We start from the raw sequence: 26,465 nt of genomic DNA, 5'->3' as shown, positions 1-26,465 counted from the left end.
GTATCAGAGTTCTTTGACGGTGCGAACCTGATCTTTGTTGATGCGGGTTTCTTTGCCATCCAGTTGCTTGAATTCGTAGAAACCGGACTCTTCGTCGTACTTCGGCGTGTCCGTTGCCTGGATTTCACGGCCATCGTTAAGCGTGATCACCGTGGGCGAAGAGCAACCGGCGAGGGTGGCCAGGCCAAGTGCGAGCAGGAAGGCTGCAGGAATAGTCCGTTGTTTCATTACTGTGTCTCCGAGGGTAATTCTTTGTGTAGTGACGGTTCTGACGCAGGGGTTGTGCGCAAAGTTCCATGAAACATCGTTCCCGCCCTCAGGGTTTGACCTCGGTCAACACCTGTGGGGAATTGAGGTTGGCCAGGCGCCGGTCACCCGGGTCGCACTGCAACGCGACCGCCCCGAGTTCAGCCATGGTCCGACGCGGGCTGCGCTGGCCTTGTTGCCAGTGCCGTTCGAACACCGCGGCGTGGCAGGTAGGGATGCAACACAGCAGCGGCTCCCACTGCTCACCCTGGCGGACCATCACGGGCTTGCCGGGATGGTCCGCGGCTATGCGGCGCAGACCGTCGAGCAGGGGGACGTCGAGCAAGGGGGTGTCGCACGGCATGACCAGCAAGTAGTCATGCCGTGCCACGGCCAGCCCCGCGCGAATGCCGGCGTAGGGGCCGGGGAAGTCCGGTTCGTCGTCGTGCACCAAACGGTCGGCCAGGGGCGCATAGCGCTGGCGATTGCGGTTGCAGGAAATGATCAGGTCGTCCGTCAGCGGTCGGGTCAGGCGGTGCAGAGGGTAAATCAGCGGCTCGCCCTGCCATTCGATCAGCCCCTTGTCGCGACCGCCCATGCGCTGCCCTTGGCCGCCCGCGAGCAATAGGATCGAGCAAGGGGGCAGGGTGTCGAACGCGGTCATGGGGGGACTCATCAAGCACAGGAAAAGGAGGCCCTGTGATATAACACCGGACTGTTTTCTCGACAACTGGACCTCGCCCATGAAAGCCAAGGCTGACACCCCCTTCGTGCCGCTGAACATCGCTGTGCTCACCGTCAGCGATACGCGGACCTTCGAAACCGATACCTCCGGGCAACTGTTCGTCGATCGCCTGACCGCTGCCGGGCACGGCTTGATCGAGCGTGTGCTGCTCAAGGATGACCTCTACAAAATCCGCGCCCAGGTCGCGACCTGGATCGCCGACGATCAGGTCCAGGTCGTGCTGATTACCGGCGGCACTGGCTTCACCGGTCGCGACAGCACGCCCGAAGCGGTGGCCTGCCTGCTGGACAAACAGGTTGACGGGTTCGGCGAGCTGTTCCGGCAGATTTCTGTGCCGGACATCGGCAGCTCTACCATTCAATCCCGCGCGCTGGCGGGGCTGGCCAACGGTACGCTGGTCTGCTGCTTGCCCGGTTCGACCAATGCCGTGCGCACCGGCTGGGACGGGATTCTGGCCGATCAATTGAACAACAGCTTCCGGCCCTGCAACTTCGTGCCGCATTTGAAAAAGGCGGAGCCATGCGCAACCCGTGGGTGAATGGCGATGAGCAAGCCTGAAATGAGCCGCTTGATGCCGGTCGAAGAGGCCATGGAGCGGCTGATGAACCTGGCCGCAGCAGCGGCGATTACCGAACGCGAAACGGTGACCCTGGCACAGGCTCAGGGCCGCGTCCTCGCCCAGGATCTGGTGTCTACCCTGGACCTCCCGCCCTGGCCGAACAGCGCCATGGACGGTTACGCCTTGCGTGTGGCGGACTGGACGGGTGAGCCGTTACCGGTCAGCCAACGGATTTTCGCTGGCCAGGCGCCCGAGCCTTTGCAGCCGGGCACCTGCGCGAGGATCTTCACCGGCGCACCCGTGCCGGACGGCGCCGACTGCGTCGAAATGCAGGAAAACGCCGAGGTCCTGGCCGATGGGCGTGTGCGTTTGCTGCATGCCTTGCACCGCGACCAGAACATCCGGCCCAAAGGTCAGGAAACCACCGTTGGCGACACCGTCCTGCAGGCGGGCACGGTCATGACGCCCATCGAAATGGGGCTGGCCGCGACCTTGGGCATGAACGTGTTGCCGGTGGTGCGTCGCGCCCGGGTCGCGGTGCTCTCGACCGGCGACGAGTTGATCGAACCAGGTCAGGCACTGGGGCCGGGGCAGATCTACAACAGCAACCGAGTCCTGTTGTGCAGTTGGCTCGAGTGGTTGGGATGCGAAGTGATCGATGCCGGGATCCTCCCTGACGACCTGGACAAAACCCGTGCAGCATTGGGCGCCTTGGGCGATGTTGACCTGATCCTTTCCACCGGCGGTGTTTCGGTGGGCGAAGCCGATTTTCTCGGCCATGCCCTGCGCGAGGAAGGCGAAATTGCCCTGTGGAAGCTGGCGATCAAGCCGGGCAAACCTCTGACCTTCGGTCACTACCGGGGCGTGCCGGTGATCGGCTTGCCGGGCAATCCGGCCTCGACGCTGGTGACCTTCGCGCTTCTGGCCCGGCCTTACCTGCTGCGCCGTCTGGGGGTGCAACAAGTCAGGCCGTTGTCGTTCAAGGTGCCGTCAGGTTTCGTCTGGTCCAAACCGGGCACGCGCCGGGAGTACTTGCGCGGGCGTCTGGAGCAGGGCCGGGTGGTCGCCTATCGCAACCAGAGTTCGGGCGTGCTGCGCAGTGCCGCGTGGGCCGATGGCCTGATCGAGGTGATCGAGGGCACGACGGTGGCGGAAGGTGATCTGCTGAATTTCATTCCCTTGAGTGAGGTGATGGGCTGACCAGCGGTTGAATCCCGGGTAAAGATCCTGAGCTACCCTCAAATGCGTGTCATGACAAATGGGCATTGTGCAGTTGCCACGGAGTATTGTTATGCAGCCTTTGCGTGTCGCTTGCGTCATCCCGACCTACAACGGGCGCAGGGAGCTCGAGCGGTTGCTCGATTCCCTGTGGGCCCAGACCGCTGAGTTCGACACCCTGATCGTCGATTCCAGTTCCACGGACGGTACCCTGGAACTGGCGCAGTCCCGCTGCGGCAACGTGACCCGCATCGACCCGAAGGACTTCAACCACGGCGGTACCCGGCAGATGATGGCCGAGACCCACCCCCGCTATGACATCTTCGTGTACCTGACGCAGGACGCCTACCTGGAAGATCCCCGCGCGGTGGAAAACATCCTCGCGCCGTTCGACGACCCGCTGGTCGGCGCGGTCTGCGGTCGGCAACTGCCTCATCTGGACGCCACGGTGCTTGCCCAGCATGCCCGCTGGTTCAACTACCCGCCGGTGTCCCGGATCAAGCGTCTGGAGGACGTGCCGGCGCTGGGGATCAAGACGCCGTTCATGTCCAATTCGTTCGCTGCCTACCGCCGCGATGCGCTGCGGGCGGTGGGCGGTTTCCCCCGGCATGTGATCTTGTCCGAAGACATGTACGTGGCCGCGAAGATGCTCCTGTCCCACTGGAAAGTGGCTTATCAGGGCTCGGCGGTCTGTCGGCACTCCCACAATTACACCCTGCGCGAGGAATTTCGCCGGTACTTCGACATCGGCGTCTTTCAGGCACGCGAGTCATGGATTCACGCCCGGTTCGGCGGAGCCCGTGCCGAGGGTATGCGTTACGTCAAGTCTGAGCTGAACTTCCTCGGCCTGCGGCGCTGGTACCTCTGGCCGGCCTCGTTGCTGCGCAATGGCCTGAAGCTGGTGGCATTCAAACTGGGCAAGGAAGAGGCGCGGCTGTCTCGACCGTTGAAGAAGAAACTTGGCATGTACAAGCGGTTCTGGGACAGCGAAAACGCCTAGTCAACGATGGGCTGAAGGGCTCGTAGGGCGATCACGTGCCCGTCAGGGGACACGCTCGGTCATCGCGGCCATCGCCACCGAGGTGGCGGCGGTGCGGGTTTCGACGCCGAGTTTGATGTAGATGTGCTCCAGGTGTTTGTTCACGGTGCGTGGGCTGAGTTGCAGGATGTCGGCAATGTCTTTGTTGGTTTTTCCGCAGGAGACCCAGCGCAACACTTCGAACTCCCGCTCCGTCAGTTGAAAGCGTGTCGCCAGTCGATCATACGCCGGGGGGTGGTCGAGCCCTATGGGCTGCGCATCGCGCGCCGTTTGCAGGATGCGCGCGGTGCGCAGGTGCGAGGCGACCCGTGCCAAGACCTCCGCACACTGGATGGGCTTGGTCACGTAATCGATAGCGCCCGCTTCGAAACCCTGAACCACATGTTCGCTGTCGGTCAGTGCGGTCATGAACAGCACTGGAATGTTCGCTGTGTCTGGCTGGCGTTTGATCTGGCGGCAGGTCTCGAACCCGTCCAGCCCCGGCATCATCGCATCGAGCAGGATCAGGTCCGGCCGTCGGCGTTGTATGCGGTTCAGCGCACTGGTGCCGTCCAGTGCCACCAGCACCATGTAGCCCGCCTCGTCCAGTGCATCGGACAGCAGGGCCAGGTTGTCCGGGGTGTCGTCGACAATCAGGATCACCCCCGTTTCAGCGCGTGGAGTCAGGGCGTTCATTGAGGGCCTCCTTGAGTTGTAGGCTGAGTTCGTCCAAGCGAAAGCCGGTGGCCAGGGTGCGCAGGTCTGCGACGAAGCGGGCACTTTCCGTGCTGTCTCGCTCAATGGCATCGAGTTTGTGCTGAATGCCACGCATGTACCCTAGACCGCACAGTTCATAGAGTTCTTCGAGGTCCTTTCGGGGCGGCAGATGCCATTCAGACCGGGCGGGTGGGGCGTTGCGCACACGATATTGCCAATGAAGTGTCAGGTGGTGGGCCAGGCGGTCGAGCAGTTGCTGCATGTGCACCGGTTTGGAAAGGTAGTCATGTTCCATGGAGGGCAAGCCCTGGTCCTTGTCGTCAGCAAAGGTATTGGCATTGGCTGACAGCACGATGACCGGGACCAGGGACAATGCGTTGTGGCGGATCAAGCGCAGGGTCTGCCAGCCGTCCATGCCCGGCATCGACAGGTCCATCAGAATCAGATCAGGGTGCTGTAACGACACCTGGCGCACGGCTTCGTGGCCGTTGGCTGCCTCGATGATGTCGAAACCGAGCGGCGAGAGCATGCCGTGAATCACTTTGCGGTGTTCGATGTGGTCGTCGACCACCAGAATCCGTCGACGCTCGCCCTCATAGCCGATCACGTCATGATCCACGTCGATGACCGCCCGCGGCACCCGCACTTCCGACAGGAATAGCCGCACTTGGAAGCGTGTCCCTTCCCCCGGTTGGCTGGTCACCGACAGGGCCCCGCCCATCAAGGCGGTGAGCATGCGGGTGATAGTCAAGCCCAAGCCTACGCCGTTGTCCTGGCGCACGAGACCGCCCCGCTCGAACGGCTGAAAAATCCGCTCGATTTGGTCCGGCGCGATGCCGATGCCGGTGTCAATCACATCGAATATGGCTGTTTCCCGTCGGTAACTGACCCGCAGGCACACCTCGCCCCTGTCGGTGAAGTTCACCGCGTTGCCTAGCAGGTTGATCAGAATCTGTCGCACTCTTTTTTCATCGCCACGCACCACCATTGGCATGCGTCCCACTCGTTCCAGCCGAAACCCTACCCCCTTGTCGCCCGCGGTGCTGACGAACATCTGTTCCAGGTCGCTGAGGAATTCCTGCAAGAGAATTTCCGACGGTTCGAGCCGCAGCTTTCCGGCCTCGATCTTGGCGACGTCCAGCAGACCATCGATCAACGACAGCAGGTGCGAACTGCTGCGGAGAATTGTCGCCAGAGCGGCTTGTTGCTGCGACGGGGTGGCAGGGTCGCGTTGCAGAATTTGGGTGAAGCCCAGGATGCTGTTGAGCGGCGTGCGCAGCTCGTGGGACAGTCCGGTCACATAACGGCTTTTGGCCGCGTTGGCGGCTTCCGAAGCTTCCTTCGCTTCCTGCAGCGCCTGGTCGGTCTTGTCGTGGGCATCGATTTCCTGAATCAACAGCTGTGTCTGGCGTTCCGACTCCTCCAGAGCCACGCGACGGCTTTCTCGGGTCAGCACCACCCACCAGGCGAGGATGCCGGCGAACACGCAGAAAGTCAGGAAGGCCTTGAGAAAGGCCAGCCGCAAGGTGTGATACGCCTGCAATGACTGATCGATCAGGCCGTGCGCCACTTGCCCGTAAATCAGCGCCAGGGCGCCGGACAGGCCCAGAACCAGGATCGCGAGCAAGCCCAGGTACTGCGCCAGCCGGGTATGCAGGTAGCGGCGAGGCAGGCGAGGCAGGAGATGGCTGACCAGATCCTCGAACTGCATGGAGAGCCGTGTGCGTTTCTTGCACTGATCGCCACACCGCGCATCCAGCGAACAGCACAGCGAGCAAATCGGCGAGCCGTAAGCCGGGCACCATGCCATGTCCGGCGTTTCGAAGGCGTTGCTGCACAAACCGCAACGCAGCGTGGGCTGCGGCCCCTGCGGGTGGAGCAGGGCGGCAGTGCTGCTGCGGGCGATGTAGTAACGGCCTTGGGTTCGCCAGGCGATCAACGGCGAGATAATCAGCGCGACGGCCAGTGAAACCAGCGGCGGCGCGGCCTGCGCCAGTTCCCCGAATGCTCCGAAGTGGGCACAGAACGCAACCAGCGAGGCGATGGTCATTGCACCCACCCCAACCGGGTTGATGTCGTACAGGTGCGCTCGCTTGAACTCGATATGCCTTGGCGACCAGCCCATCGGTTTGTTGATCACCAAATCCGCCACCAGTGAGCCAATCCAGGCGATGGCCACGTTGGCGTAAAGGCCCAGTACCTGCTCGATGGCGTCGAAGACCCCCAGTTCCATGAGGATCAGCGCAATGATCACATTAAATACTAACCAGACAACCCGCCCGGGATGGCTGTGTGTCACCCGCGCGAAAAAGTTGGACCAGGCCAGCGACCCGGCATAGGCGTTGGTCAGGTTGATCTTGATCTGGGAAATGATCACGAACAGCGTCATGGCCGCCAGCGCCCACTCCGGCGAGCTGAGCACGTAGCGAAATGCGACCAGGTACATTTGCGTTGGTTCGGCGGCGCGCTCGATGGGCACCTCATGCTGCAACGCGAGAAAGGCCAGGAAAGCCCCGGCCAGAATTTTCAGCGCGCCGGGGATGATCCAACCCGGCCCGGCCATCAGCAGCGCAACCCACCAACGCGTGCGGTTGGCGAGGGTCTTTTCGGGCAGGAAACGCAAGTAGTCGACCTGCTCGCCGATCTGGGTCACCAGTGACAGTGCCACACTGAACGCCGCACCAAATAACAGCAGGTTGAATGTGCCCCCTTCGCCCTCCCGACCGGAAAAGCTGGTGAGATCGCTCAATGCGTCGGGGTTTTTCCAGATCACGAAAACGTAGGGCACCAGCAACAGTGTCAGCCACAGCGGTTGTGACCACATTTGCAAGCGGCTGATCAGGGTGATGCCGTAGGCCACCAGCGGGATGATGATCACCGAACAGACCACATAGGCCAAGGCCAGGGGAATGCGGAAGTACAGCTCCAGGGCCAACGCCATGATCGCCGCTTCCAGGGCGAAGAACAGGAAGGTGAAACTGGCGTAGATCAAGGAGGTGATGGTCGAGCCGATGTAGCCGAAACCGGCGCCGCGAGTCAGCAGGTCCATGTCCACGCCGTAGCGCGCGGCGTAATAGCTGATGGGCAGGCCGGTCAAAAAGATCACCAGCGCCGTGGCCAGGATTGCCCACAGCGTATTGGTGAAGCCGTAGCTCATCACCAGCGCCCCCCCGATGGCTTCCAGCGCGAGAAAGGACACGGCGCCGACCGCGGTATTGGCGATCCGGAACTCCGACCATTTGCGGAACGACTTGGGTGTGAACCGCAGAGCATAGTCTTCCATCGTCTCATCGGCGACCAGGCTGTTGTAGTCGCGGCGGACCTTGATGATGCGTTGTGAGCCAGAGGGTCGCACAGTCGATTCTTCCAGAGAGGTGAGGGGTGAAACCTGTCGTCCCGAGACCGAGCCGTCGTCCTCTGAACACACTGTGTCGGCAGCGGCGTGCTCGCGAAAGCGCTCATGTCAGCCGACCCCAACTCCGAGCCCGGCGCGACGGCTGAAGGTATTGGCGAGCAAGTTCCATGCCTCGCCGCTCGCACGGGCGCAAGCATGCCGCCAAATGGCAATTCTGGCGCTACGTCAAATGACGTATGCCACTACGTCAAGCTGCGTATACCGCCAAACCCTCCCGGACTTCATGCTCGTTCCAGCTCGCGATGAGGCGCCGTTCAGAGCGCCGCCGAGACCCACGACCCACACAGGAGCCGGAACCATGGAATCACCACAGACCCACTTGAAACGCTTGCTCCCTCGACGACTGACCCTGGGCGCGGCTGCGCTGTCGCTGATCGCCGCCAGCGTGTTCAGCCAGATGGCCATGGCCGATGACGCTAACAGCACCGGGCTGGCCGTGACGCCGACCGAAGTCACCGTCGGTCAACTGCACTCGGCCACGGGGACCATGGCCATTTCCGAGACCGGTTCGATTCAGGCCGAGCGTCTGGCCATCGACCAGATCAATGCCTCGGGCGGGATTCTCGGACGGCAGATCAAGGTAATTCAGGAAGACGGCGCCTCCGACTGGCCGACCTTCGCCGAGAAGGCCAGGAAGCTTTTGGTCGGGGACAAAGTGGCGGCCGTGTTCGGCTGCTGGACCTCCGCCTCGCGCAAGGCGGTATTGCCAGTGTTTGAGAAAGAAAACGGCCTGCTCTACTACCCCACCTTCTATGAAGGGCTGGAGCAGTCCAAGAACGTGATCTACACCGGCCAGGAAGCGACGCAGCAGATTCTCGCCAGCCTGGACTGGATCGCCAAAGAGAAGGGTGCCAAGACGTTCTACCTGATTGGCTCGGACTACATCTGGCCGCGGACCTCGATGAAAATCGCGCGCAAACACATCGAAAATGTGCTCCATGGCACGGTGGTTGGCGAGGACTACTACCCGCTGGGAAACACCCAGTTCGGCTCGCTGATCAACAAGGTCAAGCTGAAAAAGCCTGACGTGGTGTTTGCCGCCGTGGTGGGTGGCTCCAACGTCGCGTTCTACAAACAACTGAAGGCGGCAGGCGTCACGGCGGCCAAGCAGAACCTGCTGACGCTGTCGGTCACCGAAGACGAACTGCTCGGCATTGGCGGCGAAAACATGGAAGGGTTCTACGCCTCGATGAAGTACTTCCAAAGCCTGGATAACCCCAACAACAAAGCCTTCGTCGATGCCTTCAAAGCCAAGTATGGCAAGGACGCGGTGATGGGTGACGTGACCCAGGCCGCCTACCTCGGCCCTTGGTTATGGAAAGCTGCCGTCGAAAAAGCGGGCAGTTTCGATGTGGACAAAGTGGTCGCAGCATCGCCTGGCATCGAGTTGAAAACCGCGCCGGAAGGCTACGTGAAAGTCCACGAGAACCATCACCTCTGGAGCAAGACCCGGATCGGGGAAGCTCAGGCCAACGGCCAGTTCAAGGTGATCTACGAGTCGGATTTGATCGAGCCGAACCCGTTTCCGAAGGGTTATCAGTAACCGATTCGCTGAGACCGGTAGGCGCGCACTTGCCCGCGGTGAGGGTGGTCAATCCAGAACATCTCGATCGCTTGTCCGGGCCTTTCGCGCGCAGGCGCGCGCCGACCACGTTCACCGATGCTGATCGTCGATCGTTCCTACGTCACTTCTTCTGAGGACACCACCATGCAATGGCTATCTGAGTTTGGTGCCATCGCTGCCATGCAGGGGTTCAACGGCTTGTCCGTGTTCTGCGTGTTGCTGCTCATGGCCCTGGGGCTGGCAATCATCTTCGGCCAGATGGGGGTGATCAACATGGCCCACGGGGAGTTCCTCACCCTGGGTGCCTACACCACGTACATGCTCTCGACCCTGGTGCAAAACCATCTGCCGTCGATGCAGCCGTACTACTTTTTCTTTGCCATCGCCTTGTCCTTCGTGGTGGCTGGCGCCATCGGCTGGGCGGTGGAGAGGGTGATGATCAGCCGTCTGTACCATCGACCGCTGGACACCCTGCTCGCCACCTGGGGCCTGTCACTGGTGATGCAACAGGCGTTTCGCTCGATCTTCGGCGCCCGTGAAGTCAGTGCCAACCCGCCGGAGTGGTTGATGGGCGCGGTGAACCTGACCGACGCCATCGAGATTCCCAAAAACGGCCTGTTCGTGATGGCACTCACGGCGTTGTTGACCGGCGGCATTTTTCTGATGCTTTACCGCACACGCTGGGGTCTGCAGGTGCGGGCGACGGTGCAAAACCGGGTGATGAGCCGCGCCGTCGGTATCAACACCCGTCAAGTCGACCGCATGACGTTCGCCCTCGGGTGCGGGGTCGCCGGGGTCGCGGGCGCGGCCTTCACGACCATTGGCTCCACCGGACCCACGGCGGGCTCGCTGTACATCGTCGACACCTTTCTCACGGTGGTCTTCGGCGGCGCCCAAAGCTTGCTCGGCACCATAGCGTCGGCCTTCGCCATTGCCCAGACGCAGTCGGTCTCGGAATTCTTCATGAGCGGTTCAATGGCCAAGGTGCTGACCCTTTCGACCGTGATCCTGATCCTGTTGATGCGCCCGCAAGGGCTGTTCTCCAGCAAAGTTCGCAAATAGAGGCGCACAGATGAACGCTATAGACAGACTCATGGGCGGACGGCAAGGGGTGATCGGCCTGCTGATCCTGGCCGCGCTGATACTGCTGGTGTTTCCACTCACGCTGGACGCCTTTCGCCTGAACATGGTCGGCAAATACCTGACCTACGCCTTCGTCGCCGTCGGGCTGGTGTTGTGCTGGGGCTACGGCGGGATTCTCAGCCTGGGGCAGGGTGTGTTCTTCGGTTTGGGTGGGTACTGCATGGCCATGTTCCTCAAACTGGAAGCCAGTGACCCGGAGAGTACGAAAATCCAGTCCACGCCGGGCATACCGGATTTCATGGACTGGAATCAGATCACCGAACTGCCCGCATTCTGGATGCCCTTTCACAGTTTCGGTTTCACGGTGGTTGCGGTGGTGGCGGTACCGGTGATCCTTGCGCTGGTGATCGGCGCGGCGCTTTTCAAACGTCGCGTGGGGGATGTGTACTTTTCCATCGTCACCCAGGCCATCGCGCTGATTCTCACTGTCTTGATCATCGGTCAGCAGGGCCTGACGGGCGGGGTCAACGGCATCACCGATCTCAAGACCCTCATGGGGTGGGACATCCGTGGCGACGGCGCAAGGCTCGCGTTGTATTTCATCAACGCCGCATTGCTGCTCGGCTGCATCCTGATCGGTAAGTTCATCCTCGCTTCCAAGCTCGGCCGCTTGCTGATGGCCATGCGCGACAAGGAGGAGCGTGTGCGTTTCTCCGGTTACGACGTGGCCAGCTTCAAGGTCTTCGTGTACTGCGTTGCCGCCGGGTTTTCCGCCGTCGGCGGGGCGATGTTCGCCTTGCAGGTGGGGTTTATGTCGCCGTCGTTCGTCGGCATCGTGCCGTCCATCGAGATGGTGATCTTCGCCGCGGTCGGCGGCCGCATGTCGCTGCTCGGCGCGGTGTACGGCTCGTTGCTGGTGAATTACGGCAAGACCTATTTCTCTGAATCCTTCCCTGAACTGTGGCTGTACCTGATGGGCGGCTTGTTCATTGCCGTGGTCATGTACTTCCCCAACGGGCTGGCCGGGTTATGGGAAAGCCACGGACGCAAATGGTTGGCACGACTGAAGGGTAAACCCGCGCTGCCTGCCGCCCCTGCACCTGCAAAACCGGCTGCTGTAACCGGCGCCAAATCCGTCAACAGTTCCCTGGAGACCCAACCATGACCACGGCCAGTGGCTTTCAGATGCCCAAACCGGTGCTGGCAGTCGAGGGGCTGACGGTGTCTTTCGACGGCTTCAAGGCGGTAGACGACCTGAACCTGTACATCGACCGTAACGAGGTGCGGGTGGTCATCGGCCCCAATGGTGCAGGCAAGACCACGGTCCTCGATTTGATCTGCGGCAAGACCCGCGCTACCGGCGGCAGCATTCAGTTCAAGGACCGTGAGCTGACCCGGATGAACGAGTACGACATCGTTCGCGCCGGGGTTGGGCGCAAATTCCAGACGCCGTCGATTTACGACAACCTGAGCGTGTTCGAAAACCTGGAAATGTCCTTCCCCAAAGGGCGCAGCGTGTTCGGTGCGCTGTTTTTCCAGCGAAGCCAGACTGTGGTCGATCGGGTCCACGAGGTGGCAAAGGACATCTTCCTCGCCGATCTGTTGCAGCAGCAGGCCGGCTTGTTGTCCCACGGCCAGAAGCAGTGGCTGGAGATCGGCATGTTGCTCATGCAAGACCCTGAACTATTGATGCTCGACGAGCCGGTGGCGGGCATGAGCGTCAGCGAGCGCGCGCAGACCGCCGAATTGCTTAACCGCATCAGCCAGGGCCGCTCGGTGCTGGTAATCGAGCATGACATGGAGTTCGTCAAGAGCATCGCGCACAAGGTCACGGTGCTGCATCAGGGCAAGGTGCTGGCCGAGGGCAGCATGGAGTCGGTGCAGAGCAACCCGAAAGTCATCGAAGTCTATCTCGGCCATTGAGGAGCGCAGCATGTTCACCATCCATCAACTGGCGTGCGGCTATGGCCAGAGCCAGATACTTCACGACCTCGATATGGCCGTGCAGAAGCAGGAAATCGTCGCCGTCATGGGCCGCAACGGCATGGGCAAGACCACTCTGTTCAAGAGTCTGATGGGCATCCTCCCGCAGTGGCGCGGCCAGGTGCAGGTCGAAGGGATCGACGTCTCGGCCATGGAGACCCATGCCAGGGTGGAGCACGGCATGGCGTACGTGCCTCAGGGGCGGATGATTTTTCCCTCCATGACGGTGCTGGAAAACATTCAGACCGGCCTGCCCGCGTCGGCCAGAGGCAAGGTGTCTGAAGACCTCTACGCCTTGTTTCCGGTGCTGTTCGACATGCGCAACCGGCGCGGCGGCAACTTGTCCGGTGGGCAGCAGCAGCAACTGGCAATCGCCCGAGCGCTGGCGACCAACCCCAAAGTGCTGTTGCTTGACGAGCCTACAGAAGGCATTCAGCCGTCGATCATCAAGGACATCGCCCGCACCCTCAAAGAGATCCGCAACCTGCGCAACCTGACCATCGTGGTATCGGAACAGGTGCTGTCCTTCACCCTGGAAATCGCCGACCGGTTTCTGGTGATCGAAAAGGGCCGGTTCGTGATCGAGGAGACGCGGGCCAATGTCGATGAGGCAACGATCAGTCGTTATCTCTCGGTTTAACCCCATTCGAGATCTGCAGTGTTTGTTCGATTGCATTGCTGGCCAGCGTACCTACGGAAGAGCTCGAACCTGCAGGCGCGCGCTTGCCCGCCAAGTGGCCAGTGCATCCACCCAGAACCATCCGTTGACCCAGGAACCCCAGGAGAACACCCATGACCGAAGTCTTGATCAAAGTCGATCTCAACCAGCCCGCTACCGAAAACGAGCAGATCCACAACCGCTGGCACCCAGACCTTCCGATGGCCTGTTGGGTCAAGCCGGGGGAGGATTTCATTCTTGAAACCTACGACTGGACCGCCGGAGCGATCAAGAACGACGATGACGCCAGCGACGTGCGGGATGTCGATCTGTCCACCGTGCATTACCTCTCCGGTCCGGTCGGGGTGCATGGCGCAGAGCCCGGTGACCTGTTGGTGGTCGACCTGTTGGACATCGGTGCCCGGGCCGATTCGCAATGGGGCTTCAATGGGTTCTTCTCGAAGCAGAACGGCGGCGGCTTCCTCACCGATCATTTCCCGATGGCGCAAAAGGCGATCTGGGATTTCAAAGGCATGATGACCCGCTCGCGGCACATTCCTGGCGTCGAATTCGCCGGTCTTATTCATCCCGGCCTGATCGGCTGCCTGCCTGATCACAAGATGCTCGCAGAATGGAACCGTCGCGAGCAGGAACTGATCGACACCGAGCCGGGCCGTGTCCCGCCTTTGGCAAATCCACCCCACGCCAAGACTGCGCACATGGGCAAACTCAAAGGCCCTGCGCGGGACATGGCCGCTGCCACCGGCGCCCGCACCGTGCCGCCGCGCGAGCATGGCGGCAACTGCGACATCAAGGATCTGTCCCGCGGTTCGAAGGTCTTCTTCCCCGTATACGTCGACGGGGCCGGGCTGTCAGTGGGCGATCTGCATTTCAGTCAGGGTGATGGTGAGATCACCTTTTGTGGTGCGATCGAAATGGCCGGTTGGGTGCACATGCGCGTCGAGTTGATCAAGGGGGGCATGGTCAAGTACGGAATCAAGAACCCGGTATTCAAACCCAGCCCCATCGTGCCGACGTACAACAAGTACCTGATCTTCGAGGGCATTTCGGTGGACGAGGCCGGACAGCAACACTACCTGGACGTCAATGTGGCCTATCGTCAGGCGTGCCTGAATGCGATCAATTACATGACCAAATTCGGCTACTCGCCTGCGCAGGGGTATGCCTTGCTCGGCTCGGCGCCGGTGCAGGGGCATATCAGTGGCGTGGTGGACATCCCTAACGCCTGCGCCACGCTGTGGCTGCCGACTGAGATCTTCGGGTTCGACATTAACCCGAGCGCGAGCGGGCCGACCCAATTCATCGATGGCAGTGTCGACCTGCCCATTGCGCCGGACAAGTAACGCCGGGTCGACCCCGCAGATCGAACGCGCCCATGCTCCGCGTGATAAAGACCCGAACGCTCCGTGTGCATTGCCGGGGCTGATGCCCAGCGTCACGGGACCTGGACCTACGCGGCGCCTGGGCACGATCAACAGAGTGCGACGTTGAAACCGAATCGAGGACCCTGCCATGCCCGTGTACGAATACGACTGCCCACACTGCGGTGACTTCACTGCCCTGCGGCCCATGTCCGAAAGCGCCTTACCCTGCGATTGCCCTGAATGCGGTGCATCCAGCATGCGAGTGATTCTGTCCGCTCCCGGGCTGGCGACGATGGCAGGCCACACGCGCAAGGCGATGGCCGCGAACGAACGCAGCGCCCATGCGCCGCAGACCCTCGGCGAATATCAGGACAGCCGGCGGCACCCCACCGGCTGTGGCTGTTGCGCCCCGAGCAAAAAAGTCGAGCCGAGCAAGGACAATCCCCATGCGCTCAAAGGCAAGCCAGCCGGGCGACCTTGGATGATCAGCCATTGATCGGCCGCCAGGGTTTGAGCCATAGCGCGATGACGATCAACAGCACGACGCCATACGCACCGCTCAAGCCCAATTGCAGCCAGACGTTGCTCAGTGGATGAAGCAAGCTTGCGGCCAGCGCCATGGTCGCGACCCCCAGCGACCATTGCCGACGCCATGGCAACGCCTGCAGCAGCCGCTGCCGGCGCATCAGCAGCCAAGCGGTCAGCACGACGCCACCGATCGCGGCCATGGCGATACCGGTCAGGCCGAACACGAACGGCAAAACACCCAGCAACAGCGCGTTGAGCAAGCTGCCCGTCAGCTCACACGCCAACGGCATGCGGGTGTCGCCTGCAGCATAGGCATAGCGGGCCAGCAGGGCGTTCCAGGCGCCGAACATCAGGGGCACGGAAAACCAGGCCAACAATCCCGGCAGAGGACCCTCGACGGCCTGGCTGGGGATCAGCAGGAACACCAGCGCCCCGGCGGCGCCAATCAGTCCGGCTACGGCGGGCACGGTGAGCAGCGTGGCAGTGCTCAGGCCTTTGCGCAGCAGGCCCATGCGTTGATCACCCTCGGCACCGCTCATCAAACCGAGCAGCACTTGATTCAGGCTCATCAACGCGATCAGCGGCAGGTTGATGAGCTTGCGCGCCAGGTTGACCCAAGTGACTGCGCCTTCGCCCAACAGCGATGCCACCATTCGCTCCAGCAACGCCAGGCCCTGACTGGCCAGGTTGCTGCTGAGCAAGGGTCCGATGCGTTGCAACAGCTCTCGGCCCGCGCCTGGGGCCTGTGAACGGTGCCAAGGCTTCCAGCCTTCGCGGTACAGCGCAGGCAACAGCACACCCGGCATCAGCAGGCTGCCGAGCAGACAGGCTATGGCCAACCCGGTTGGCGTGGCGTCATGGTGCATCGCGGCGAGGTAAAGCACCGGCGGCAGGTTGAACACCAGCGAGCCCGTCCCCGCCAATACGAAGCGCGAGCGGGCCTGCAGCGGTACGCACAGCAGCGCGTGCATCAGAAAGCCCGGTGCCGACCACGCCAGCCAACGCAGTGCACCGGTAGCCAGGGCGTACCCGGCTTCGTCCAGCCCCGGCCCGATCAGACGCACCCACAGCGAGGCGCCTGCGCTGAGCAGTGCACCCAACCCCAGCCCGCACAGCAGCAGCCGAGGGGCGAGGGCACCGAGCCAGTTCTGCTGAGCGTGCGCCGCCCGTTGCTGATACAGGGGCAGCGCGGCGGCACTGAGCAGCCCAGCCGCCAGCGCCATGCGCAGGGCCTCGGGCAGAAACAGGGCGACCAGAAAGGCATCGCTGCGGCCGCCCGCGCCCCAGGCAGCCACCACCAGCCATTCGCGGGCAAACCCGGCGGCCAACCCGGCGAGAGTCGCCAGGGTCAGCCACACCGTCGATCCGAACATGGCCAGCCCTCAGTGAAACAGCGTGAACAGGCCTTTGCCGCCCACTTTGTAATTCAGGTTGCGGGCCCGTTCGCCTTTGATTTCCGCATTCGGCCCGCCCACGATGGCGTAGGGCGCAATGGGCTTGGACACCACGCTGCCGCCCCCCACCACGGCGCCTTCGCCGATGTCGGCGCCAAATGACAACAGGGCTCGGCTGGCGACCCAGGCGTAGTCGCGTACGTAGACCGGCCCGCCCACGGCCCAGAACTCAGGGGCCTGGAGGTCGTGGCCGCCCGCGATGATCAGCACATGGGAAGCGATGGTCACATGATTGCCAATGAACAGGCCGCCCCGTGCATCGAGTTGGCAGTGCCAGCCGACGGTGCTGTCGTCGCCGATGCGCAGGCCATCCACGCCGAGGATCTCGGTGTTGCGCCAGACCGTCGACCCCTTGCCGATCTTCGCGCCCCCCATCCGCAGCCAGAGCAGGCGCAGGGTATGGCTGGGGATCTTGCAGATGAGAATGTTGTAGACCTGCTCCCACGTTCGCAGCATACGGTCGCGCAGGGTCGGCCAGTTGATGCCGTACAGCGGAATCAGCGCACCGGCGGTTTCCTGACCCAACAGCCGGTAGAAGCGGCGGGCCAGGGGGGGCTCGATGCGCGGCTCGATGTTCAGGTAACTGATGAAACAGAGGGTTTTGCCCTTCATGGGCGTTTCGAAACAGACGTCGTTGGCAAGCATCCAGTCGTAGGCGCTCTCCAGCTCCTGGGGGCTCACCCCCATCTTGCGTGCGTAGTCGGGCAGCGCCTGGCGCAGGTCATGGGAATGCAACATGCGGTGTTTCATGGGTTCTCCCGGGCATCAGGGGCGAGGGCGTGTGCAGCGGTCTGCAGTCGTCGGGCTTCGTAGAGGTTCAGCCCGAGCAATAGCCAGAACAATGCAATCAATACCGTGGTGAAACTGAAATAGTGATCGAATGCGCCGCTGAGCAGCGCTGCCAGCACGCCGACCCGACTGCCCAGCCACAGGGCCGTATCGCGGTTGAGGGTGACCCGGTCATCGGGCAAACGCGCTTCACGCCACCATGCGACGGTGACGCCGATATAGACCAGCATGCCGGGAATGCCCAGCTTGTAGGCATAGTTCAGCCAGAGGTTGGAGATCCCCCAGAGGCCGGTCCCCGGAACGGGCGGGTCCACCTTGAAACCGATGCCCAGCGGGAACATTTTCAGGGCATCGGGGAAGTGCGAATACTCTTCGAAACGGACTGCCGTACTGGCGTCATTGCTACTGAACAGGCCGATCAAGCGCTCCTGCAAGGGGGGGTAGAACATCAGCAGCAACATCCCGAAGATCGCTCCAGCTATCAGCAAACGTCCGACATGCGGAACGCGCCGGCGCGCCATCCAACCCATCACCAGCACCAGGCTGACCAGCGCTCCGCGTGAACCGGTGAGCAACAAGCCGGCCAGCGCCAATAGGGCCACGGCCAGCCCCAAATGCCGCACGACGCCTTGGCGCGTCAAGCCGATGCAGAAGGCCAGCGGCAACAACATGGCCATCGCACCGCCAGCGATGTTGGGGTGCGTCCAGGGCGTGCCCATCCGGGTCGATAACCCGCTCAGGCCCTGGTTGAGGGTGTCGAGGTTGCTGTAGCCCAAGCCGCCGATGACGGAAATGATCGCCGTCGAATTGCCTTCCTTCAGGTACACCGGAATCGACAGCAACAGCATGAGGAGGGTGCCGAACAGAATGGCCACGACCATCTGTTCACGGGCCTGCGCCTCGCGCAAAAGGCGCGGAACCAGAAACAGCGGCGATAGGTTGAACAGCCAGCGCACCCAGTTGATCGGGCCATTACCCTCGACGTGCACACTCAACTGCCCCACCACGAATGGCAAGGCGCTGAACAGCATCAACGCGATCAGCCAGCGCTCGGTGCGCAACAGGGGAACGGCAGCGGTGTGCAAGGCAAACAGCCGATGGGCCAGCAGGCTTGCCCAGATGAGCATCAGCAGCGCTTCGGAGACCGTGGTGCGGATGCCGATCTGCACAGTGGCATAGGGCAAAAAGGTCGCCAGCACGCCGAACAGCAGCAGACCGCGCAAGGGGCGCCGGATAATTGTCAACACCGCCGCGACGCCGATCACCGCCGCCGTCACTTTGAGCGCCGGCAACAGCCAGACCATCACGCCGAACAGCAGCGCGACCAGCACCCCCAGCGGCATGGCCAATGGCATCAGCGCAATTCCTCCAGCAGCTCATTGAAGCGCCGACGGTAGGCCTCGACGCCAAACCGCTCGGCCCAGGCCTTGAGCGGCGCTGGGTCCTCCGGCTCGGCGGTGGACAGCACGCCCATCAGGCGAATCAGTGCCGACTGGTCATGGGGTGAGAAGCGCGGGCTGTCCGCAGGGGTGACTTCGTCCAGTGACGAGCCACTGGCCACGGCCACGGGTGTCCCCACCCCCAGCGCCTCCACCACCGGAAGCCCGAACCCTTCGCCATAGGAGGGGTGCCACAGTCGCTCGGCCTGCCGGTAGACCTGATGCAACTGGCCATCGCCGATGCCGCGCAGGATATGCAGGCCCGGCAGCTCGCGCTGCGCGGTGGACAACCCGTCTGGACCACCGACCAGCACCAGCGCCGGTGTCTTGGGAAATTGCCGTCGGGCGATCTGCCAGGCCTCGACGAACCAGGGCATGTTCTTGCGCGGCTCGCGGGTGCCCACACACAGCCAATAGCGCTCGGGCAGCGGTGTGTCGAGCTGGGCAGGGGTGCTGGTGAAACCTTCGACCAGGTTGGGCAGCACTCTGACTTTGTCCCGAGCCTGAGGAAACAGGCGCACGGTTTCTTCCGCCGTGAACTGTGAAGGGGTCCAGATCCGATCGGCGACCTTCACCGAATAGGCGATCGACAGTCGATCGGTCTGGCCATAGATCATCGCTTTGATTTTCGAGCCATGGGCGTTGTTCAGGGTCAGTTGGAACAGGTCATGCAATTGCAGGACATAGCGCATACCCGCCGGTTTGCGCCCGATGGGCAAGCCCATGTTGAGGTTCGCCAGGTACAGCTCGACTTCGGCATCACGCAGTGCGCCGGGCAGAAAGCAGGCTTCGAATTTCAAGCGCTCGGGCAGGCGGTGGATGCCGTCCAGCGGCGTTGCCCAGCGCGGGCAATGGGCAATGCGGCGGACCGGATGGTCGTATGGGCCGACACTGAACACTTGCAACTGCACCTCGGGGTGGGCGCGAAAGGCATCTTCCAGCGCAACGTTCTGTCGGCCGATGCCGCTGTTGGGAAAGCCGGTGGCGGGGCGCACATCCAGTCCTACGCGCATGCGTGAGCGTCCTCTTGCTGATGAAACCGGGCGTAAATCTCTTCCAGTTGCGTCGCCGACACCGCCCAGTCGTGGTGTTGGCGCACATAAGCCCGGCCGGCTTCGCCGATTTTCGCCAAGCGTGTCGGGTTGGCCACCGCATCCACCAGCATCAGCGCCAGCCCGTGAGCGTCTTCGCAGCCCAGGTAATGGGTGCCGTTGAGCACATTCAGGCCGGAGACGCCCTGAGCGGTGGTCACGACCGCAAGGCCGGCGGCCATGGCTTCCAGGACCTTGAGTTTGGAGCCGCCGCCTTCGCGCAGCGGTGCAAAGAACACCGCCGCGTCGTGCTGCACGGTACGCAGGTCCGGCACGAAGCCCAGCCAGTCGATGCGCGGGTCGGCCCAGCGTTGCGGCCAGTCACGGGGCAGGGCGTAGCCGCCAATGGTCAGCCGCACCATGGGATCGATCGCCCAGACGCGCGGCATGATGTGGTCGAGCGCCCATTGCATCGCATCCAGATTCGGTCCGTATTCGTAGTTGCCGATGAACAGCAGGCGGCGGCTGTAGCGGTCCGGGCAGACTTTGGCGTAGTAATCGCAATCGACGCCATTGACCACCAGGCCGGTGGTGCGCGCTGTCACGCGCGTCAGGCCTTTGGCATCGTCCTCGGTGACCGCGATCAGTTCGCAGGCCTGGCACAATACCCGCTGCTCCCATTGGCGGTAGCGCCACTGGTCATAGCGCGTGAACGGGCGCGCCCATTCGGGGAAATGGTGGTAGCTGGCAGCGCCCAGTCCGGACTCGACATTGTGTTCGGTCATGATGAACGGCTTGCCGCTGCGCCGCAGGGGCGCCTCGAATGGCTGGAAGCTGTAACTGTGTTCGATCTGGATAACGTCCCACTGCTCTTGCAGCAGGGCTTCGAATTGCTGCTGCAGAGGCGGGGAATAGCCATTGGCGCTGGCCAGCATGGGCGGCCGGGCGAAGGCGATCGCCAGCAAGGTCAGCGCGCTGCGCAAAGGCCTACGCGGCACCACGATCAAGCGTTCCAGCCAAGGCTCCAGCGCGGCCCGCGTGTCGTCGTCAAGCTCGGTCTTGGATTGCACCAGCAGGGTGATGCGATGGCCCCGCGCCGCCAGATTCCGCAACAGGTGGAACTGGCGGGTCTTGCCGCCGCTGGTGGTCGGCCAAGGCAGATAGGGCATTGTCCAGAGAATGCGCATGGCTAGGGCTTCCAGGCCAGAATTTGCAGGGTGGGCGTCAATGGCACATCAACGCCCTTGCTGTCGGCCAGCTCGGTTCGCTTGCCGGTCAACGGGTCGTGGAGCGAAGCGGATTTGATGCCGGGGAAGTTCAGGTGCCCGCTACTGGCGCTCCACGCCATCAACAGGTGCGTGCCGTCGGGCCGATTCCAGGCAATGGCATACAGGTCTTCCGGTATCGCCTTGGCGGGCGGTGGGTCGGCCGGTTGCAGGGTGGGGCCGGTGACCTCGAAGAAGCGCTTGAGCGCGGTGTAGACCGGCTTGGGCTCGGCATTGAGGTCAAGCAACCCGTAGCCTCGGTCGCGGGCGCTGGCTCGCTGGTCCAGGTCGCTGAGGTTGAACAGGAAGATGCGCTGGTAGTCCAGGGTACTCATCAGGGCCAGGCGACGCAGGGTGTAATCGGCCTGACCGTCGAGGCCGACGATGTGTTGCATCTCGACCGGCCCGGCATAACTCGACCAGCCCCATTCCGTCGCCCAGACCTGACTGACGCCTGCGTCATGCAGGCTTTTGTTCAGCGCTGTGGCGCGGACCAGGAAATCCCGGTCCTGGATGGAGTCGCCTTCCGGGTATTCGGAATAGGGGTGGTACGCCGCAACGATGTCCTGCCTGGCCAGCCCTTGATCCACCATCGATTGCAGCATGTAGCCCGTGGAGCCGCGCATCTGCCCGTAATACGCGACCCCGGCGGTGACGATGGGCTTGCCCGGCACGGCGCTGCGAATGGCCGAGGCGGTGGTGGTCAGCAGGTTGTAGTAGGCCACAGGGTCCGCTTGGGGCAGCCAGATGATGTTGGGCTCGTTCCACACTTGCCAGTGGCTGACCTGGGGATAGCGTTGGGCGAGCGCGGTCATTCGCTCGGCAAACACCCCGATGTCCCGCGGTGGGTACTGATCGGCGTTGCTAGCGCCTTGTGGAGCGGTGCTGTCGAACGTGGCCGAGCCCACCAGGTAGGCCACGGTGCGATAGTCATGGGGCCGCGCGGCTGCCATGGCAGCGTCCAGGTCCGCCAGGTTGTACTGACCCGGCGCAGGTTCCAGGATCGGCCAATGCAGGGTCCAGCGAATCCAGTTCAGCCCCAGTTGATCCAGGCGGTTCATCTGTTTCGGGTAAATGTCCGCAGGGAAATAATGAAACTGCACGTTGACCCCCAGAAAATCCTTCCAGGTCACAGCGCGAGGCGCTCGCAGGATGGTCTCGGCTTCCACTGCCGGGCTGAAGGCGCCCAGTACGCACGCGCTCAGAACGGAAATCGCCAGTAACGCCTTGCCCTTCATTCGTTTACCTCGCACGCGTGTTGGAATAGTTGGTGGAAGCGCTCGGCTGTGAGGCTCCAGACTCGCTCCCGACCCAGCGTAGCCGCTCGGTCCGCCCACGCCTGGGCCCGTTGCGGTTCGGCGCACAGGCGCGCCAGTGCTTGGGTCAGGGCATGCACCTGGCCCTGAGGGTAGATTTCACCGTTGCCGTAGGAGACTTCTTCGCCGAACGAGCGCGCGTCCGAGGTGATCACCCCGCGTCCGCAGGCCGTGGCCCAGGACAACGCGCCGCTGGTGCCACGCAGTTGGCCAAGGATCTTCAATTTGCTGGATTCCCGGTAGGGCAGCACCATGACGTGATGCGCTTGGATGACGCTGGGGATCTCGTCCGCGGGAACGTCCAGATGCCAGCCAATCAGATCGCTCAGGCCCCGTTCACGGATGCGCTGGCGCAACTGTTCCAGGTAGCTGCCCGATGGCCCGAATGCCATTTCCGGCTCGCTGCCCCCGGCCAGTGTCAGGCGCACGCGGCTGCGTAATCCCGGCTGCTCCGTGACCAACCGAGCCAGTGCCTCCAGTAAGTCTTCAATACCCTTGCCGCGATAGATGAAGCCGAAATACAGCAGCTTCAGCGGTTGCAGGGGTGGCAGGGGCAGGGGGGCGATGGGCAGGTTGCCGTGAGGAATGACGGCCATCTGCGCCTGGCGCAAACCCATTCGCTGTTGCAGGCACCGATTGCCAGCGTGCGTGAGGGTGACCAAGCGCGTCATCTGCCGTGCCAACTGACGCTCTTCGTGCAGGCACAGCGGGTCCGCCAGGACGGTGGCCACCTCGGGCAACGGCGAGCGCAGCGTGGCCAGCATCGACAGCGGCCAGGGCAGCTTTTCCCGGCGCCAGACCAGCCGTTCTGGATCATGAACCGTGGCCGTCAGGGGCAACTGAGCGAAGCGTTGGCGCAGCGCGCGCAGGGCGTGGAATTCCGCCAGGCGTCCGCCTCCAATCTCCGCATGGACAAGATCGATCCCTTGCCAGTCGGCCTCCGCGACCCGCTGCCGCGCAGCCTCTGGATCGTTGCCGACGCCTTGCAGTGGCGTGCGCACCCGCACCCCCAACGCCTCCAGCGCGTGGCGGAGGTGGCCGGCGTAGTCGGCGATGCCGTTCTGCTCCGGAGGGAGCGGGGCGAGCAGGGCTATCTGCATGGCGGTCGTTCCCTCAGTGATGGCTGCGCAAACGACCGAGCCAAGCCAAGACCTGCTCGGGAATTTCGAAGCGTCGGCGGTTGAGGATGATCCCGTCGACGTGCTTGAAGGCAGTGGACAGGGTGCTCAACGTGTTCTGCAGTCGAGGCACCGTCGACGTCTCCGCTCCGATCACCAGCACGATCAGATCCGCTTCGCGCAGGTGGATGAAGACTTCTTGCCTGGCGAAGAAATTGGAGGCATCGATCAACTGGATTTCACCCGCTTCGGCAGGACGCCCGTCGCCCAGCCGAACCTGATGACCATGCTCTTCGAGCAGCCGACGCAGGTGCTCGATGACGAAACTCACGCCTTCCCCGGCGTGAGCAGACGTCAGCCCGATGCTCAGCCCTTTTTCCGGCACCTGCTTGAGCGGCAACACGCTGTACAACCGATAGAGGCTGGCGATGAAGCCACTTCGCTGTTGGGGCGTGACCGTGTTCAAATCCGGCAGGGTGGTCCACAACGGGACCTTGAACTGGGCTTCGATCTTGTCGCCGTCATGAATTCGCTGATCCAGCAGGTAGAACAGGTACAAAGCCAGCAGGCCAACGCCCAGGCTCAGCGGAATCGCCAGCAACAGCATCAGCAGGCTCTTGGGAAACACTCGGCTGGGATTAAGCGTGGCGTGTTCGACCACCGAGATGTTGCTGATCTGCTTGTTGTCCAACTCGCGGTCGATCCGCGCTTTTTCGAGGCTGTCGGTGTAGAGGACGAAGTTCTTTTCCTCGGCATTCAGCTCGTTCTGCAACCGTGACAGCCTGGGTTCCAGCGCCAGTGCCTGCTGGCGGTCTTTCTCCCACTGCTCCAGTTGCGCGTCCAGTTGCTGCTTCTGCACCAGCAGGCGGGTGTAGCTGGCTTGCTGGTCATTGAGAATGTTCTGCAGACGGGTGAACAGCGGGTTCGGCGCGATGTTTTCGGTGCGCTGCACGGTGTGGCTTTCCTTGGCCCATAGCGCGCGAAGGTTAGCGATTTCCGAGTCCAGCGCCTTGACGGGCGGTGCGTTTTCCTTGAACGAACGCAGCAACTCCTGACGCTCCTCTTCCTTGCCGTTGATGCGGGTCTGCAAGTCTTGGCGGGAAGGGTTGAGGGCCATTTCCTTGCCCGAACTGATCAGGCGCGTCTGTCGGTTGATCTGCTCCTGGATCTTGTCGATCCCCGCCTTGGTCGAAGCAATGGCGCGCATCGTGTTGTTGCGCTCGGTGCGCAAGTCGTTGAGCCCTTGGGCGACATCGGCCAGCCGCTGGTTGATGCTGACGGTGCCGATCTGATCGAGTAGCGTCTGAATCTCGCGCTTGTGTTGAAGGATGTTGGCCTGGGTATCCTTCACCTCCTGTTCGTAGAAGGCATACAGATTGACCCGGCCGAGAATCCGCGCGCGCTCGATGCCGTATTGATCCACCCAGCTCTTGAGGATGGCCTGCGCCACCTCGGGGTCGTCCCACGTAAAGGTCAGCTCCATGACCGAGGAGCCGGGGTCATGGCTGACCTTGAAGTGCTTCTCCAGGTCTTCGGCCAGCCGCTCCTCGGGTGTCCTTGCCTCGATCAATCCGAGAAATTCGAAGACGCTGCGGGCCGCACCCACCAGGCCTCGCACCATGGTGCCGGGCAGGCGCTTGAGGGTAGCCAGCATCCCGGCGTTCTCTTGCGCGTCGGACACTTTAGCGATGTATTGCTGAGCCACTGCGCGGATGATCGGGCGCCCGGTGAGCATGCGCTCCTCGTCCAGCAATGGGTCGCGCAGGCCGCTGGGTGCAACGACGGTCTGACGGTCGGCGAGTTCGATCGGCACGGTACTGGTGTCGCGGCCGGGCTTGACCAGCAGCAGCGCAGTAGACTCGTAGCGGTTGGGCAAGAGAAAGGCACCCAGCACGATGATCGCGAAGGTCGCCAGGACAGTGATCTGCACTTCGCGCCGAAATATGAAGAACAGGCGCAGCAGATCGCGAAACGAGCGAATGGTGATCATATCGGTAGTCCCTTCCGATCAGTTGTTGTCGCGCAGGTTGTAATTCACCCCGAAGCCGATCGATTTCGCGAAGGGAATCAATTGGTTGAAGTACAGGTTCACGCCGTCGATCCGGTTGCCGACGGACGACTTGGGAACGAACACGACATCACCGCGTTGTAACAGCACCGGCGCGGCAGGGCCTCCGCCGCCCGCATAAAGCAGCTTGCTGTAATCGAAGAAGTAGGTCTTGTACAGACCGTCATCGCCCTGGCGCAGCAACGCGACCAACCGAGCATCGGCGTCCGGGTTGATGCCCCCGGCGCCGACCAGCGCCTGCTCCAGGTTGGTGACCGTGGACACGGAGAGGGGAGCCGGATTGCGCACGGCGCCGCCGACGAATACCACGTTGCTCGGTGCCTGACTGATGTTGATGGTCAACGCCGTTTCCCGGTAGATCGGTGCCAGTTTGTCTTCCAGTACGTGCGTCAACTGGGGAATGGTCAGGCCCGCGGCCTTCACGGAGCCAATGTAAGGGTAGGAAAAGGTGCCGTCGTTGAGCACCGGAAACAGCGTCAGCTCGTAGATCGAGTTGGCGGTGAAGGCGGAGATCGACGGCGACTCGCCGGTGTTGCGCACGATCCGCAACGTATCTCCCGCATGGATGCGCTCGGGGGGCAGCGGCTTGCCCACCAGCGCCCGGCCGGCCTCCTGCGCGGCCTTGATCTGCGGATCGTCCGGCACGCCGACGCGAGAGGGCGTGTTGCAGGCGCACAGCAGCAGAACGCTGGCGAGCCACAGCGCGGGTTTCATTGGTCCAGAACTCCTGTCATGCATGAATACGGCTCCCTTGCGGGTAAAACAATCATGTCGGCGGTACTGCCGAGTCCAATGTCACTGAGTGTCGCGGTAGCGTGGTGTCAGCGGTCCGGCCTCGCTGTGAACAGGTAAACGGGTTGCAACCG

23 protein-coding genes are annotated in these 26,465 nt (G+C 62.5%); 10 read left to right on the top strand and 13 right to left on the bottom strand.

Translation table 11 applies throughout. The features are described 5' to 3' along the window. Window positions 1–3 precede the first annotated feature (3 nt). Both N5D61_RS20475 and mobA read right to left on the bottom strand, forming a co-directional pair. Window positions 4–228 carry a YgdI/YgdR family lipoprotein gene (locus N5D61_RS20475; RefSeq protein ID WP_108238684.1) on the bottom strand — a complete coding sequence of 75 codons (225 nt, stop codon included), beginning with the start codon at window positions 226–228 and terminating at the stop codon, window positions 4–6. Between the two features lie 88 nt (window positions 229–316). Then, a complete protein-coding gene (mobA, locus tag N5D61_RS20470) occupies window positions 317–910 on the bottom strand; it encodes a molybdenum cofactor guanylyltransferase MobA (RefSeq protein WP_279894011.1) in 594 nt (197 codons plus the stop codon). Window positions 911–989: 79 nt separating this feature from the next. Between mobA and moaB the strand changes: the two genes are divergently transcribed. From moaB to N5D61_RS20455, 3 genes are all read left to right on the top strand, one after another. Further along, window positions 990–1,529: a molybdenum cofactor biosynthesis protein B gene (gene moaB / locus N5D61_RS20465; RefSeq protein ID WP_279894010.1), complete on the top strand. Its 540-nt coding sequence runs from the start codon at window positions 990–992 to the stop codon at window positions 1,527–1,529. Window positions 1,530–1,535: 6 nt separating this feature from the next. Beyond that, entirely contained in the window at window positions 1,536–2,750 is a 1,215-nt protein-coding gene (gene glp, locus N5D61_RS20460) for a gephyrin-like molybdotransferase Glp (RefSeq protein WP_279894009.1), read from the top strand. 91 nt (window positions 2,751–2,841) lie between these two features. Beyond that, window positions 2,842–3,768, top strand: coding sequence for a glycosyltransferase family 2 protein (locus N5D61_RS20455; RefSeq protein WP_108238681.1), 927 nt, complete (start codon window positions 2,842–2,844; stop codon window positions 3,766–3,768). Between the two features lie 42 nt (window positions 3,769–3,810). Here the strand turns inward: N5D61_RS20455 and N5D61_RS20450 are convergent, their stop codons facing one another. After that, complete coding sequence (locus N5D61_RS20450; protein WP_108238680.1) at window positions 3,811–4,482, bottom strand: response regulator; 672 nt, start codon at window positions 4,480–4,482, stop codon at window positions 3,811–3,813. After that, complete coding sequence (locus N5D61_RS20445) at window positions 4,457–7,858, bottom strand: ATP-binding protein (protein WP_279894008.1); 3,402 nt, start codon at window positions 7,856–7,858, stop codon at window positions 4,457–4,459. Before N5D61_RS20445 ends, N5D61_RS20450 begins: the two co-directional genes overlap by 26 nt. Window positions 7,859–8,216: 358 nt before the next feature. Here N5D61_RS20445 and urtA point away from each other — a divergent pair, with 358 nt between their 5' ends. The 7 genes from urtA to N5D61_RS20410 all read left to right on the top strand — a co-directional run bounded on the left by urtA (window position 8,217) and on the right by N5D61_RS20410 (window position 15,087). Continuing rightward, window positions 8,217–9,461, top strand: coding sequence for an urea ABC transporter substrate-binding protein (gene urtA / locus N5D61_RS20440; protein WP_108238679.1), 1,245 nt, complete (start codon window positions 8,217–8,219; stop codon window positions 9,459–9,461). 165 nt (window positions 9,462–9,626) lie between these two features. After that, window positions 9,627–10,544 (top strand): urea ABC transporter permease subunit UrtB, encoded by a 918-nt coding sequence (urtB, locus tag N5D61_RS20435; RefSeq protein WP_177411071.1) that lies wholly within the window; start codon window positions 9,627–9,629, stop codon window positions 10,542–10,544. Window positions 10,545–10,554: 10 nt separating this feature from the next. Continuing rightward, on the top strand, window positions 10,555–11,730 hold the full coding sequence (urtC, locus tag N5D61_RS20430; RefSeq protein ID WP_108238678.1) for an urea ABC transporter permease subunit UrtC: 1,176 nt from the start codon (window positions 10,555–10,557) through the stop codon (window positions 11,728–11,730). Beyond that, window positions 11,727–12,488 carry an urea ABC transporter ATP-binding protein UrtD gene (gene urtD, locus N5D61_RS20425; protein ID WP_108238677.1) on the top strand — a complete coding sequence of 254 codons (762 nt, stop codon included), beginning with the start codon at window positions 11,727–11,729 and terminating at the stop codon, window positions 12,486–12,488. The genes urtC and urtD overlap by 4 nt, the downstream gene beginning before the upstream one ends. Before the next feature lie 10 nt (window positions 12,489–12,498). Then, the gene (gene urtE, locus N5D61_RS20420) at window positions 12,499–13,188 is read left to right on the top strand and encodes an urea ABC transporter ATP-binding subunit UrtE (protein WP_108238676.1); all 690 of its coding nucleotides are present in this window, start codon (window positions 12,499–12,501) and stop codon (window positions 13,186–13,188) included. Between the two features lie 152 nt (window positions 13,189–13,340). Continuing rightward, window positions 13,341–14,570: a formamidase gene (fmdA, locus tag N5D61_RS20415; protein ID WP_108238675.1), complete on the top strand. Its 1,230-nt coding sequence runs from the start codon at window positions 13,341–13,343 to the stop codon at window positions 14,568–14,570. A gap of 169 nt (window positions 14,571–14,739) precedes the next feature. Further along, window positions 14,740–15,087, top strand: a complete 348-nt coding sequence (locus N5D61_RS20410) for a zinc ribbon domain-containing protein (RefSeq protein ID WP_108238674.1) — start codon at window positions 14,740–14,742, stop codon at window positions 15,085–15,087. Here N5D61_RS20410 and N5D61_RS20405 read toward each other — a convergent pair. Genes N5D61_RS20405 through N5D61_RS20365 form a run of 9 tightly spaced genes read right to left on the bottom strand, consistent with a single transcriptional unit; the run spans window position 15,077 to window position 26,313 of the window. Further along, window positions 15,077–16,492 (bottom strand): lipid II flippase MurJ, encoded by a 1,416-nt coding sequence (locus N5D61_RS20405; protein WP_279894006.1) that lies wholly within the window; start codon window positions 16,490–16,492, stop codon window positions 15,077–15,079. The genes N5D61_RS20410 and N5D61_RS20405 overlap by 11 nt on opposite strands. Window positions 16,493–16,501: 9 nt before the next feature. Beyond that, on the bottom strand, window positions 16,502–17,323 hold the full coding sequence (locus N5D61_RS20400; RefSeq protein WP_279894005.1) for an acyltransferase: 822 nt from the start codon (window positions 17,321–17,323) through the stop codon (window positions 16,502–16,504). Next, on the bottom strand, window positions 17,320–18,717 hold the full coding sequence (locus tag N5D61_RS20395; RefSeq protein ID WP_279894003.1) for an O-antigen ligase family protein: 1,398 nt from the start codon (window positions 18,715–18,717) through the stop codon (window positions 17,320–17,322). Before N5D61_RS20395 ends, N5D61_RS20400 begins: the two co-directional genes overlap by 4 nt. Beyond that, the gene (locus N5D61_RS20390) at window positions 18,717–19,814 is read right to left on the bottom strand and encodes a glycosyltransferase family 1 protein (protein ID WP_279894002.1); all 1,098 of its coding nucleotides are present in this window, start codon (window positions 19,812–19,814) and stop codon (window positions 18,717–18,719) included. The genes N5D61_RS20395 and N5D61_RS20390 overlap by 1 nt, the downstream gene beginning before the upstream one ends. After that, a complete protein-coding gene (locus N5D61_RS20385; RefSeq protein ID WP_279894001.1) occupies window positions 19,805–21,019 on the bottom strand; it encodes a glycosyltransferase family 4 protein in 1,215 nt (404 codons plus the stop codon). The genes N5D61_RS20390 and N5D61_RS20385 overlap by 10 nt, the downstream gene beginning before the upstream one ends. A gap of 2 nt (window positions 21,020–21,021) precedes the next feature. Next, window positions 21,022–22,335, bottom strand: coding sequence for a beta-xylosidase (locus N5D61_RS20380; RefSeq protein WP_279894000.1), 1,314 nt, complete (start codon window positions 22,333–22,335; stop codon window positions 21,022–21,024). After that, a complete protein-coding gene (locus tag N5D61_RS20375) occupies window positions 22,332–23,513 on the bottom strand; it encodes a glycosyltransferase (protein ID WP_279893999.1) in 1,182 nt (393 codons plus the stop codon). Before N5D61_RS20375 ends, N5D61_RS20380 begins: the two co-directional genes overlap by 4 nt. A 13-nt stretch (window positions 23,514–23,526) precedes the next feature. Next, window positions 23,527–25,521: a lipopolysaccharide biosynthesis protein gene (locus N5D61_RS20370; RefSeq protein WP_279893998.1), complete on the bottom strand. Its 1,995-nt coding sequence runs from the start codon at window positions 25,519–25,521 to the stop codon at window positions 23,527–23,529. Window positions 25,522–25,539: 18 nt separating this feature from the next. Beyond that, entirely contained in the window at window positions 25,540–26,313 is a 774-nt protein-coding gene (locus N5D61_RS20365) for a polysaccharide biosynthesis/export family protein (RefSeq protein ID WP_108238665.1), read from the bottom strand. Between the last annotated feature and the right edge of the window lie 152 nt (window positions 26,314–26,465).

This window comes from Pseudomonas sp. GD03842 (genome assembly GCF_029841165.1).
GTDB lineage: Bacteria > Pseudomonadota > Gammaproteobacteria > Pseudomonadales > Pseudomonadaceae > Aquipseudomonas.
Note: the sequence above shows the minus strand (reverse complement) of the source record. Positions and strands in the feature narration are given on the sequence as shown.